The 13,383-nt window shown below is 54.9% G+C and carries 10 protein-coding genes; all 10 read left to right on the forward strand.

Annotated elements, in window-relative coordinates:
- Window positions 1-15 precede the first annotated feature (15 nt).
- Entirely contained in the window at window positions 16-1,590 is a 1,575-nt protein-coding gene (locus ACFOLF_RS27960) for an SWIM zinc finger family protein (protein WP_210037266.1), read from the forward strand.
- Complete coding sequence (locus ACFOLF_RS27965; protein ID WP_210037267.1) at window positions 1,587-4,625, forward strand: DEAD/DEAH box helicase; 3,039 nt, start codon at window positions 1,587-1,589, stop codon at window positions 4,623-4,625. The genes ACFOLF_RS27960 and ACFOLF_RS27965 overlap by 4 nt, the downstream gene beginning before the upstream one ends.
- 31 nt (window positions 4,626-4,656) lie before the next feature.
- The gene (locus ACFOLF_RS27970; protein ID WP_210037268.1) at window positions 4,657-4,923 is read left to right on the forward strand and encodes a hypothetical protein; all 267 of its coding nucleotides are present in this window, start codon (window positions 4,657-4,659) and stop codon (window positions 4,921-4,923) included.
- Window positions 4,924-5,166: 243 nt separating this feature from the next.
- Complete coding sequence (locus tag ACFOLF_RS27975; protein ID WP_210037269.1) at window positions 5,167-6,144, forward strand: aldo/keto reductase; 978 nt, start codon at window positions 5,167-5,169, stop codon at window positions 6,142-6,144.
- Between the two features lie 258 nt (window positions 6,145-6,402).
- A complete protein-coding gene (locus tag ACFOLF_RS27980) occupies window positions 6,403-7,728 on the forward strand; it encodes an extracellular solute-binding protein (protein ID WP_210037270.1) in 1,326 nt (441 codons plus the stop codon).
- Window positions 7,729-7,807: 79 nt separating this feature from the next.
- Window positions 7,808-9,616, forward strand: coding sequence for a sensor histidine kinase (locus tag ACFOLF_RS27985; RefSeq protein ID WP_210037271.1), 1,809 nt, complete (start codon window positions 7,808-7,810; stop codon window positions 9,614-9,616).
- The gene (locus ACFOLF_RS27990; protein ID WP_210037272.1) at window positions 9,613-10,392 is read left to right on the forward strand and encodes a response regulator transcription factor; all 780 of its coding nucleotides are present in this window, start codon (window positions 9,613-9,615) and stop codon (window positions 10,390-10,392) included. Before ACFOLF_RS27985 ends, ACFOLF_RS27990 begins: the two co-directional genes overlap by 4 nt.
- Before the next feature lie 255 nt (window positions 10,393-10,647).
- Window positions 10,648-11,766: an RNA polymerase sigma factor RpoD gene (gene rpoD, locus ACFOLF_RS27995; protein ID WP_210037273.1), complete on the forward strand. Its 1,119-nt coding sequence runs from the start codon at window positions 10,648-10,650 to the stop codon at window positions 11,764-11,766.
- 51 nt (window positions 11,767-11,817) lie between these two features.
- Entirely contained in the window at window positions 11,818-12,042 is a 225-nt protein-coding gene (locus ACFOLF_RS28000; protein ID WP_210037274.1) for a hypothetical protein, read from the forward strand.
- Window positions 12,043-12,204: 162 nt separating this feature from the next.
- The gene (locus tag ACFOLF_RS28005; protein WP_210037275.1) at window positions 12,205-13,365 is read left to right on the forward strand and encodes an ROK family transcriptional regulator; all 1,161 of its coding nucleotides are present in this window, start codon (window positions 12,205-12,207) and stop codon (window positions 13,363-13,365) included.
- Window positions 13,366-13,383: the final 18 nt, after the last annotated feature.

Raw genomic sequence — 13,383 nt, forward strand, 5'->3', positions numbered from 1 at the left:
ACGGAGGGACGCGGAATGAGCGGATTTTTTCAGCTTGACGAGCAAAGGCTGCATGCGTTTGAATCAAAGCTTGCCGACGTCATGCCTGTTCCCAATCTGGAGAAGGGCTGGGATTTCTACCGCCGTGAAAAGGTGCTCAACGTTCAGGTCATGGACGGCTCGGCAATATATGGAGCTGTACGCGACACGGATATTTATGCCGTTACCCTGGACGCCGATGACATTAGCTTTAGTACCTGTACCTGTTCCTACAAGGGGTACTGTCAACATATGGCTGCTGTTTATTACGCTTATTGCGAATTTGCCGGGGAGAGCGCCGAAGGGGCTCATAACCGGCTGCTATACGGAGGAGAACTGGTGTCTGTTGATCCTTCCAAGACAGAACATGCTCAAAAACCGGCAGATGCAACTGCTGTACGGCCGGAGGAATGGTTAGGGCAGATGGAGCGCCTGCACGGGGATGTATGGCGGCAGTGCCGGCATTCGCTTCATCCGCTGCAGGCTGTGCTGTCCTCCCTGAAGGGATTGTCCAAGACATGGGAGGAAGGGCTTCGCCGTCTTCACTGGATGCATGCGATCGTATTTGTCATTGAACTGGCGGAGAAAGCCTACTCGGCAACGGACAGCTATAACCGCTATTACTATGAGATGGCATTCGCCCGTATGACCGAGCCTTGGGTGAATCATTATCACGAACTGGCGGGGGAGCTTGAGCCCGGAGCTATGACGGAAGAGGAGCAGGCTGCCCTGCAGAGCCTGCTCGGTATCTTTCACAAGCGGGACATGGACCGCGAGCAGCAGCTGCACCGGTGGGAAATGCTTTATTTTTCCTTATGGGCGAAGCTGGTTGCTTTTCCCGAATGGAGAAGCAGGGAACAGCAGTGGCTTGACGGCGGACGGGCCGGTGGCGATGGACGCCAGGGCACCTTTTATCCCATGGCGCTGGCTTTTCTGGCTTTTGCAGAGGACCGTGACGAGCAGGCTATCGCCCTGCTGGAGGATACCGCATTCAACCGGACGGCGCTGCTCGCTTGCGACTGCGCGCTGCAGCGTCTGGAAGACCATGATTGGCCGAAGCTTGAGGCGTGGCTGGGTTATTTGAACAAAGGGCTGCAGATTGAGCGCAAATCCAGAGCCTTTGGCCCCTTTCTGACCATGTGCCGCGTGGCTGACATCAATGAGCCGGGCAATCCGGTCTGGCAGCAGTATCTGATCGCATTTCTGCCTTATTCCTATTCTGCACTGACGGACCATTGGCTGGAGAAGCAGCAGTTTACGGATTGGGCGGATTTGCAGCTTCTTCTGGGCATTGAGCCGGATGAGATCGATGTGCAGGTCATGCGCGAGATTGCCAAGGCGGCGCCCGGCGCGCTTATTCCTCTATACCATCAGTCTATCGATACTTCCATACGTGCCCGCAACAGGCAGGGCTATAAACAGGCTGTCAAAATGATGAAGAAGCTCGAGCGGCTCTACAAATCCGAGAAGAAGCAGGAAATGTGGAGCCGGTATGTCAACGGAATTGTTCACAAGCATCAACGGCTCCGTGCACTGCAGGAAGAGCTCTGGAGGGGAAAAATCATCACATGAGAGGCTACACGGGCGCGGAAACGATTAAAGTGGACGGGTTTTGGAAGGACGGCGAAGGAATAACGCTTGCTGCGGGCCATGCTGCGGGAATAACTTTGCGGCTGCGCCATCTGCTTTTTGCCTGGCATGAAGCATCCTGGTACGGCGCGGATATTGAAGAGCGCATCGACGAACGTTCAAAACAGACGCAGCTGCCGCTCACGCCGCTGATTGCGATGGATTATCTGTCCTCGCCTGACCCTGTACGGTTGCTGCGGGTGGAGTGGACGCCAAGAGCCAGGACGCTGATGGAGCTTGCCGGTCTTCTGCGCCAGTCACTGTTGAAAGGCTGGTACGGACCGGACTGGTCGCGCTGGACGACTGAGCTCAGAGCGTGGAGGCTGGAGCTGCCGGCTTCAGAGGAATCGGCAGCTGGACGGCTGGCAGAGCTCCGTCAGCAGCTGGAGGCACAAGGGGATTATGGCACAGACCGGCGCTGGCTGAGCCAGATTGTGGAAGAGCTGGTCGGAAGCCATGTGGATGTGGCTTCCAGCTGGAAGGAGACCGCTGCAGAAGCCGGGGAGAGCGCGCTCGTCATGAAAGCGGCCGACGAGGAAGATTGGCTCGTCTCCATCGGATTGAAGCAGGACAATATGCCGTTTCGGACGGCGCTTCAGCTGCTTGAGCCGGATGACACGGCGGGCTGGAGGCTTCGTCCTGCCGTTCAGGGCCGCTCTGAAGGCAGCAGCTGGATGACGCTGGAGCGAATCATGCCGGAAGAACGGCAGCAGGCAAGCAGTCATGAGGCGCAGGCTGCTGAGGGCTCAGGCGGCTTGGACCGGCAGCCCCTGCGGTTTGCCCTTCGTGCCGAAGCCCCGGCAGAGTGGCGGATGTATATGGAGCAGCGGCTGCGCAAGGAAGAGGCGAAGTGGGCGGCAGCGCTGCCGGAATGGCTTGAATCTGCTGCTCCGGCTGGAGAAGGTGAGGCTGTTTCTCCCGGTAAGGTTGCCGAAACGGCTTCTGGCCGGAGTGAGTACGCTGTCGAAGGGTTCATCAAGACGGAGCTTAGCGACAATGAAGCGTGGCTGTTTCTGGAGCAGGCCAGCGTCAAGCTGCTGGCAATAGGCTGCTCCGTGCTGCTTCCCGGCTGGTGGGAGGCAGTGCGCAGCCGCAAGCTGCGGCTGAAGGCGAAGGTGAAATCCTCGGTCGGTTCTTCGGAGCAGTCGATGTTCGGACTGCAGCAGATTGTTGATTTTGACTGGAAGCTTGCGGTCGGCAATGTCGATATGAGCGAAGCGGAATTCATGCAGCTTGCCCAGGATAACAGGCGGTTGATGCGCATTGGCGGGGAATGGGTACATCTGGATCCGGATGACGTGGAGCGGCTGCGCAAATGGCTGCGCAAAAGCGGAGGCAGAACCGATTTCACAATGCGCGATGTGCTGGAAATGCATTTGCGCGGCGGGACGGAGCTTGAGCCGCAGCGTGAGGATGAGGATGCGCTGGAGGCAGAGGTTGAGCTGAATGAGCATTTGGCGGCATGGATCGGCAAGCTGAGCGAATCGTCAGAGCTTCCCCTGGTGGAGAAGCCTGCCGCTTTCCATGGCGAGCTGCGGCATTACCAGCTGCAGGGGGTTTCCTGGCTTGCTTTCCTGCGGAAATTCGGAATCGGCGGCTGTCTGGCGGATGATATGGGACTTGGCAAAACGATTCAGTTCACCGCATATCTGCAGCATGTGATGGAGCATGGGGGGCTTGGCCCCTCGCTTCTAATCTGTCCGACCTCCGTTATCGGCAACTGGGAGAAGGAGCTGGAACGGTTCGCTCCCTCGCTTCGCCTGCATGTTCATTACGGGCCAAGACGGTTAAGAGGCGAAGAATTCGCTGCTGCGGCGGCCGAATCCGATCTGGTTATCAGCTCCTATGCGCTGGCGCCCATAGACGAAGATGATCTGGGTGCGGTCAATTGGGATGTAGTCTGTCTGGACGAAGCGCAAAATATTAAAAATTATTACACCAAGCAATCTACCGCGATCCGGGGGCTGCGTGCGAACCACCGCATTGCGCTGACAGGCACGCCGATGGAAAACAGGCTGACGGAGCTCTGGTCGATCTATGACTTTACCAATCCCGGTTATCTGGGCAGTCTGGGAGAGTTCCGCAGGGCCGTCGTGCTGCCCATTGAACGGGAGCGGGATCCTGCGCTTATTGCCGAGCTGCAGCGCTGGGTCAATCCTTTCATGCTCCGCCGGGTCAAGAAGGACCCCGCCATACAGCTGGCGCTGCCTGAGAAGAACGAGATGCAAACCTATCTGCAGCTGACTGTGGAGCAGGGTGCATTGTATGAGAATATCGTATCCGAGCTGCTTGGCAAGCTGGAGTCCCTTGGCGCCATGCAGCGGCGCGGACTTATTCTCTCAACGCTGACCCGTCTGAAGCAGGTTTGCGATCATCCCAATCTGCTCATCAAGGAGGACGGGGCATTGTCCCCCGCGGCATGGGATCCGGAACGGTCCAACAAGGTGCTGCGGCTGCTTGAAATGACGGAGGAAATCGCCGCTGAAGGGGAGCGCTGCCTCATATTCACGCAGTATGTGGAGATGGGGGCTATGCTGAAGCGGCTGCTTGAAGAGCGGCTGGGGGTGCCGACTCCTTATCTTTATGGGGGAGTGCCCAAGGCCGGGCGCGATGCGATGATTGCCGACTTCCAGGACGAGAAGACCCCGGGCTGCGCATTCGTATTGTCGCTGAAGGCGGGAGGGATCGGACTTAATCTGACCGCTGCCAATCATGTCTTCCATTTCGACCGCTGGTGGAATCCTGCGGTCGAGAATCAGGCGACCGACCGCGCATTCCGCATAGGCCAGACGCGCAATGTGCAGGTGCATAAATTTGTCACGCTCGGTACGCTGGAAGAGCGGATTGACGATATGATTACGCGCAAGCAGGTGCTCAACGACCAGGTCGTGGGGCAATCCGAGAACTGGATTACGGAGCTGTCCACCGACGAGCTGCGCGATCTGTTTTCCTTGAGGAAGCATAAATTGAAGGGCTAGTCCACAACTGAAAGCGGGGTGCGCGGAAGGCATGGCAGAACAGCCAGACAATGGGAAGCAAGAGCTTCCTGGAGACGAACAAGCTACAGCTATGGAGAGATCGCTGGAAGATGAAGCCAAAAAGCGGCGGAGCCGCACGCCTGGATCGCTCCATGCAGGTGATGAGCCTGGCGAAGAGCCTCCGCAATCAGCGGATGAGGCGGAGGAGCAGATTGGGCCGGCTGAAGCATCACCGCACTGGAAATCCTTCTACCGGTCAGTCAGCAGGGCCGTGGCAGACATGCGGCCGAAGCCTTAGAGGGCTCGGTCTATTGTATGTAGAGCTGTCTTGGTTAATGGGAAATCAAATCACTAAGCGAGCAGCCTCTTAATTCCGGACGCTTCCAGCGGCGAATGACAAGGCTGCTCGTGATTTCCGTTTATCAGTCCGCTGACTATACCCGAGGGAACCAACTGAACTTAAAGTGCGTACTTTCTATTTAAAGCGTTATCATCTATCATTTAGAATGAATCTATTTGCGAGGGAGAGATGATATTCGTTATGAAGTACACGTATTTAGGACGATCGGGATTAAAGGTCAGCCGGCTTTGCCTTGGAACGATGAACTTTGGCGTGGAGACAGACGAGAAGGAATCGTTTCGCATAATGGACGCAGCGCTGGACGCTGGAATTAATTTTTTTGACACTGCCAACGGGTATGGCGGAAGCGGACATCAGGGCCGTACCGAGGAAATTATCGGGAAATGGTTCAGCCAGGGCGGAGGCCGCCGCGAGCATACCGTTCTCGCTACGAAAGTATATGGCAATATGGGCGATAAAAGCGACGGACCTAATGATGAACGGGGATTATCGGCTTACAAAATCCGCCGTCACCTGGAGGGCTCGCTGCGCCGTCTGCAAACCGACCATGTTGAGTTATATCAAATGCACCATGTTGACCGCAATGTCAGCTGGGAAGAGCTGTGGGGCGCTTTTGAAACAGCCGTATCGCAAGGGAAAATCGGCTATGTCGGCTCCAGCAACTTTGCCGGTTGGGATATAGCCGTTGCTCAAGGCGAAGCCAAGGCGAGAGGGATTCTCGGTCTGGTCTCCGAGCAGCATAAATATAATCTGCTGTGCCGTCTGCCGGAGCTTGAAGTGCTTCCGGCGTCGAAAAGCCTTGGGCTTGGCGTGATTCCATGGAGTCCGCTGGATGGCGGCTTGCTGGCGGGCAACGCACTGCGCGGCGGTGGTGGAAACCGAAGCGGCAATATGGAGCGCTTCGAGAAGTTCCGCCCCCAGCTGGAAGCCTACAAGGGCTTCTGCGATGAGCTTGGCGAGCGCGAGGATGTCGTTTCCCTGGCCTGGCTGCTGGCAAATCCGGCAGTTGCCGCACCGATCACGGGCGTGCGCACGCTGGAGCAGTTCGAACGGACGCTCCGCGCAGTCGAGCTTGAGCTGGATGAATCGGCATTGAAGCGGATCGATGAGATATTCCCGGGACCTGGCGGCGATGCGCCGAAGGCCTACGCCTGGTAATTGAATAGTTAATCGAGCCCGGCCCGCAGGAGGTTGCCTCCTGCGGGCCGTTTTATGTTTGGAGAAGACAAAAGGTCAACTTTATAGATGAGTACCTATGCCGCATGATATGTTGTACAATGATTTCAAAATTACTCATCTAAATATGCCGGGAAAGACAGGTGCTTAACCGCCGGATCAGACGGAAAATGTCTCTGTCATTTTCACTGGTCCTTGTGCGGCAGCCGTGATACATATCTGGGGGAGGAGGTGCCGGAAATGAAAAAGGGTTTTGCGGTTTATGCGGGCGCTGCCTTGTTGATCGTTCTTGTTCTGTCAGGCTGCGGCTCTGGCAAGGGAGCATCGAACGCCCAGGTTGAAGCCAGTCCCTCGGTTAAGACAATCAAGCTTTCGCTGCGGCATACGCAAATCAAGGAGACAAGCAAGGTGCGGCTGAGGATCTTTCAGGATGTGGTCGCCAAGACCGAACGGGAGAATCCCGGGCTGCATTTTGAGCTGGAGGGCATCGACGAGGTCGTGAACCGGGATCAGAAGCTGAAGGGGGAAATGGCTGTCGGCAATCCACCGGACATATTCGAAGTGTTCGGGGGTGCTGATCTTCATCTCTATGTAAAAGCCAACCGGATGCTGGATCTGACTCCGATCCTCAAGGAGCTGGGTATAACCTCCAAGTTCTCCAGCCTGGATGAATTCACGGTCGATGGCCGGGTCTACGGGCTGCCCTTCGGAGGCTACAGCGAAGGCATTTTTTATAACAAGAAGATCTTTGCCGATCTGGGTCTGTCGATCCCAACGACATGGAAGGAATTGATTGAAACAGCCGATACATTAAAAGCAAAAGGCTTGACCCCGTTCGCACTGGCTGCGAAGGATCCCTGGGCGGCCGGGATGATGTGGAACACGATCATGGAGCGGAACGTCGGGATTGGCGGATTCGAAAAGCTGCTCACCGGTGAAGCCAGGTGGACCGATCCCGATTTTGTCCGGGGCTTTGAGGATTACGCGCAGCTTGTCAACAACGATTATTTCACCAACGGCTCGCTTGGGCTTCCTTACGCAGAGCAAAGCACCAGATTCCTCAAAGGGGAAGCGGCTATGATATTTACGGGGACGTGGGATGTGAACCGTTTCACCGGAGCGGAAGCGGGCGGTTTGGACGGCAGCATCGGCTATTTTGCTTTTCCGGCGGTCGAAGGCGGCAAGGGGGATCAAACCTCTATTAATGCCAGCTACTCCAACGGCTTCGGGTTCTCGGCCAATCTGAGCAACGGCCAGAAGGAAATGGTGAAGGCATTTATCAAAAATTTCTACACCGAAGAGGTTCAGAAGCGCACGTTGCTTGAAGATAAGCTGCTGCCCTCCATGAAGCTTTCGGATTTGTCCGGTGTAGATCCTTTGATCTCGGAGGTGCTGAAAGCCATGGTGAATGCCAGCTCGTCCTGGAGAGCCTTCGACGCGATTTTACAGCCGGGTGTCAGCGCGGATATCGGGGTTTGCCTGCAGGAGCTGATCGGTCAAGTGAAAAGTCCGGAAGAGGTGGCGCAGCAGCTCCAGACCGCGCAGGACAAAGCCAATCACCCCTGATTTATCGAAAAGTGTCAAATATTGCCCGGGAAATCATGGAAGCGCCAGATAGAATCGGAATTAAAGGAGCCTGCCTGCGATGAATTTGCGGCCCAAGCTGCTACTTGCTTTTATCGGATTGATTGTTGTTCCGCTGGTCGCTCTGGGGATTGCCTCCTTCGTCAATTCGGAGCGTCTCCTGGAGAAGAAATACAGCGAGCAAACGGAAATTACATTGAAGGCAGTCGGGGGCAATATCCGATATTTTTTCAAGGAGCTTGACCAATTGACGGATTCAAGCGTCACCAGCTCCTATGTGCAGGATGCGCTCCGCAGCTCGCTTGATCCAAGGGGAGATGCCAGCAGTCTTATTGCAATCGGCCAATATGAAAAGTCGCTTGGGCGGATCTTGTTTCAGAATCCGGCCCTCAGCATGATCATGCTGTATGGCAAGGACGGCTCGATTTTCAAATCCTCGCGCAATGATCCGACAAATTTCCGCCCGATTTCCTATGAGCTGCTGCAGAGCCACCCCATCTACAAGGAAGTGATGAAGAAGAACGGACTTCCTGTCTGGATCGGGCCATATGAGCAGCAGGAGCTGACGGGCAGTGATCTTTCTTTGTTCACTCAGATGCGGCTGGTCAAAGACTACGAAACCTTGAATGACCGGGGGATTATGATCACACAGGTCAAAACCAATGAAATTGACAGCATGCTTCAGGATTTCGCGCTGCCGAGCGAGGAGCAGACCAAGACGCGTTACCTGATTGTGAACCGGGACGGCCTGGTCATGCTGGACAGCCTTCATGCTCTGGAAGGCAAAGAGACGGATTCGCAGACGACTCTCAAGCTGCAGGGAACAGAGCGTTATGCCAGCCAGCGGTCATCCTTTGGCGATGAGGATTCTCTGGTCTCGGCTTACAATCTGGACCGCAATGGTTGGGTATTGGTATCCGTGAAATCATGGCAGTCCCTGACCAGCGAGAATGTCAGATTCGTGCAGTGGATCGGCGGCATTACCCTGCTGTGCCTGATCTCGGCGGTGCTGTTCAATATTTTCTTCGTCAGCCGCGTAGCCAAAGCTATTATTCGGGTTGTCCGCAAGATGCGGCTGGTGGAGCAGGGTATGCTCGATATCCGCGTGCCGGCCGCCGGCCGCGATGAAACGGTACTGCTGGCCCGCAGCTTCAACAGCATGGTGGAGACGATCAGCCGTTTGCTGCGTGAGGTACGGACTGAGCAGGAGAGGAAACAGCGGGCGGAGATGATGCTGATGCAGGCACAGATCAAGCCGCATTTTCTGTTCAACACCCTGGAATCGATCAACGCAATGGCCGCTCAGAATGAAGGAGCCAAAATTATGCAGATGGTCCGCAGACTCAGCAATCTGCTTCGTACAAGCATGCATCAATCGGAGGTTATTACCGTCCGGCAGGAGGTTGAGCATGTGCGAAGCTATCTGGAAATTCAGACATACAGATTCGAGGAGATCTTCACCTATACCCTGGATGTAGAGGAGGAAGTGCTGGATTATGAGGTGCTCAAGCTGACTCTGCAGCCGTTGGTGGAAAACTGCATTCAGCATGGGTTCGAAGGGCTTGAAGGGGTCGGTTTAATTGCGATTGCCGTAAGGCTCAGGGAAGGAGCCGTGGAGTTCGAGATTAAGGATAACGGAATCGGCATGAATGAAGCGGCGCTCAGACGCTTGGGCGGCGAGGAGCAGGAGAATCCAGGTCTGGCCGATGCGGCCGAGCTCGGCGAGCGGCGCGGCCTTGGACTGCGGAATGTAGCCGACCGTCTGCGAATCCATTACGGCCCGGCATACGGGCTGCGTATATGCAGTCAGGAAGGGTACGGCACAGTTATCCGTATCCGGATACCGCGAAGCAGAGGTGATGAGATGTGAACGGAAAAGTTTTTCTGGTGGATGATGAGCGCCATATTACCCGCAATCTGGAGAAGGTTATTCCTTGGGAAACGCTGGGCCTGAAGATTGCCGGCACGGCGAGGAACGGAGTAGAAGCGCTTAAACAGCTGCAGGCGGAGCCTGTCGATCTCGTCCTGTGCGATATCCGCATGCCTGTTATGGACGGGCTTGAGCTGATCCGCCATATCAGGGAACAGGGGATGAACTGCGATATTATTATGCTGTCGGGTTATCAGGATTTTGCGTATACCCGCACCGCCATGCAGTTCGGGGTCAAGGATTATGTGCTGAAGCCGATCCCCTACGACGAGCTGACGGAAGTTATTGCCCGCGTCATGGCCGGACAGCGCAGCAAACGGCTGCAGGAGAAGGAAGAAGAACAGGGGCAGGGCTCCGAGGCGGCGGGTTCTTCCGATAAGCGGAAGCAGACGCAGCGATTGATGACTGAGGCCCGCGCCTATATGGACCTGCATTTGTTCCGTGACCTGAGTGTCGAAGAGGCGGCTACGCATGCAGGACTTTCCTGCTCGCATTTCAGCCTGCTGTTCAAGCAGACCTATGGCGAAACCTTTATTGAATACGTGACGCGCCAGCGTATGGAGAAAGCCAAGTCGATGCTTGTGCATTCCCCCAAAAGCGTTGCCCAAATCGCCAAGGAAGTGGGTTATGCCGAGCGCCGTTATTTCACGAAGGTATTTATGAGATACACCGGGGAGAATCCGACGGAATTCCGTCTGAATCATCCCGTAGGCTAGGGGTACGGACGAAGGATCGTAATAAAATAAAAAGCCGGCTTCACAGAGAAGTCGGCTGATAGTCAGGTTTGAAATTTATTGTTAGGAATTTGGTGGAATATTATTGATTGAAAAAGGCGTTTGTGATACAATATCGGTTATGGTATCATAATAAACTCATGTAGATTTATGATAGCACTTTATCAATTCTCTGTCAAGCGCGAAAAAGTGCTCGGAGCGGCCGCAAAATGGTTTCCATAGAGAGGGAGCTGGATTATGGAGAACGATTATCTAAAGCAATCAGATACGGATCTTACGCTTGAACAGACGAAGGAATTATTGATCGAGCAAGGCAAGAAGGGCTCTTCGCTCAGCGACAAGACAATTATTGAGAAGCTCGCTCCTTTTGACCAGGACACGCAGGATATCGATGATTTTTTTGAACAGCTGTCCGAGCTGGGAATTGAAGTGGAGCATGAAGCCATCGACGATGCGCCTAAGGAGCCGGGCGACCGGGATCTGGACGAGCTGAATTACGGCGATGACCTGACACTGCCTCCCGGCATCAAGATCAATGATTCCGTCCGCATGTATTTAAAGGAAATCGGTCGTGTTCCGCTGCTCTCGGCGCTTGATGAGGTCGACCTGGCGAAAAGAATCAACCTTGGAGATGAAGAAGCAAAGCGCAGACTGGCGGAAGCGAATTTGCGTCTTGTTGTCAGTATAGCGCGAAGATATGTAGGGCGTGGCATGCTGTTCCTTGATTTGATCCAGGAAGGCAATATGGGTCTGATCAAGGCAGTGGACAAGTTTGATTATACAAAAGGCTTCAAGTTCAGCACTTATGCCACATGGTGGATTAGACAGGCCATTACCCGCTCCATTGCGGATCAGGCCAGAACGATTCGGATTCCTGTTCATATGGTGGAGACGATCAACAAATATGTACGTATCTCCAGACAGCTGCTTCAGGAGCTCGGACGTGAGCCTTTCCCCGAAGAAATTGCCAAGGAAATGGAGCTGACACCGGAGAAGGTCCGCGATATCATGAAAATATCGCAGGAGCCGGTATCGCTTGAAACTCCTATTGGTGAAGAAAATGATTCCAATCTGGGCGACTTTATTGAGGATCAGGATGCGCCCGCCCCAGCGGATGCCGCTGCCTTTGAACTGCTGAAGGATCAGCTGAAGGATGTGCTCGACACGCTCTCGGAGCGCGAGGAAAATGTGCTTCGCCTGCGGTTCGGGATCGATGACGGGCGTACGCGGACCCTTGAAGAGGTAGGCAAAGTGTTCGGAGTGACCCGCGAGCGTATTCGTCAGATTGAAGCAAAGGCGCTGCGCAAGCTCAGACATCCGAGCCGGAGCAAGCGGCTGAAGGAATTTCTGGATTAGCATACAGGAGCGTGTTTTCTGATCCATAATTAGCCTGAGGGAGGGAATCGTATGGAAGCAGGTTTTGTCATACGTTGTCTGAATTGCGGCGAGGAATATAAAGTGACTCCCGGCAAGCGTACATTCCGGAACGAGCGGATCGTGTTTGGCACCGATAATTACGGCGCTGACCAGATCTCCTGCGAATGCGGCAATGCTATTGAAGAGCACAGCAAATATGAAGGTGAATCCTTCGAAGGCGAGTTCCTGGTGGAGTGGCGGGATAACTCGAAGTAAGAAGGGTATTTTATAGTTTTGCGACTAAAAAGTTGTTCCGGGCCATTCTAATGGCTGGGGACAACTTTTTTATTTTTGATGATGGACGGGGGCAGTGTCTTCCGTTATGATATAATCAAAGTATTGGATTAATTAAATTATGGCAGGGGGCTATAAGCGGATATGGCAATCCCATCTTCACAGCGGCAGCTAAAGCGGATCAATGAATCCATTGTCCTGCACGCCATAAGGCAGCAGGCCCCCATCTCCAGGGCTGCGCTCGCGGACTATACCGGCCTAAGCCCACAGACACTTACCAATGTTGTCCGCCGCTTTATGGAGGAGGGGCTGCTGAAGGAGACAGGTACGGCAGGGACCGGGGGGCGCGGGCGAAACCGGGTGCAGCTGGAGCTTCGCGACGAAGGAGCTTATGCCATCGGATTTTGCATGGAGCGTGACAGCTTGTCCAAGGCGCTGGTCGATCTCCGGGGTCATGTGATCCATTATCAATGCGAGGAGGTTCCTGCGCAGGAACCTCCCCTGCAAACGATGGACCGTATGATCGCTTATGCGTCGTCCATCCTGAAGGGGGCCGAACATGCTTCCATCCGCGACAAAATAGTCGGGGTAGGAATCGGCACGCCCGGTCCGATCGACTACGTCCGCGGAGAAGTGGTATCACCTCCTGATTATGAAGCCTGGTCCCGTATTCCGATCCGGGACCATCTGCACGGAGAGCTTGGCTGTCCGGTCGTGATCGACAACAGCTCCACGGTAGCGGCCATCGGCGAGCATTGGGCGGGGAGATGGGGGACGGATTCTTTTTTGTATGCGTATTGGGGGATGGGGATTGGCGGCGGTCTGGTAGCCGGCGATGAAATATATCGGGGGCAGAGCGGGAATGCCGTTGAGCTGGGCCATATTATCGTAGAGAGCAATGGGCGGCCATGCCTATGCGGCGGATATGGCTGTCTGGAGGCCTATGCTTCGATACCTGCTCTGCTGCACGAGGCTTCGGCCTATGGTGATTTTCGGGATATACGCCAGCTTGTCCAAGCGGCAAAGCCGGGCACCGTGTTCATGGAAATCGTAAGCCGCGCTGCCGGATATATGGCACAGGCCATGGTCACAGCGGTCAATCTGCTTGATGTGGATTTGATCGTGCTGGGCGGAGATCATTTTCACCTGGCAGAGGAGATTTTTCTGCCGGTCTTGAGGGAGAGGGTGGAGGCGCAGCCGCTTCGCGCCAGAGTTGCTCAAGTGCGCATCGGTGTTTCTGCACTGAAGCAGGAGGCCGGAGCGATTGGAGCAGCTTCGCTGGTGTTCCACGAGCTGCTGCTTTAGCCAACGAAAAAAGAGAGG

Origin of the sequence: Paenibacillus sepulcri (assembly GCF_042647105.1) — a bacterium.
GTDB classification, from domain to species: Bacteria; Bacillota; Bacilli; order Paenibacillales; family Paenibacillaceae; genus Paenibacillus_Z; species Paenibacillus_Z sepulcri.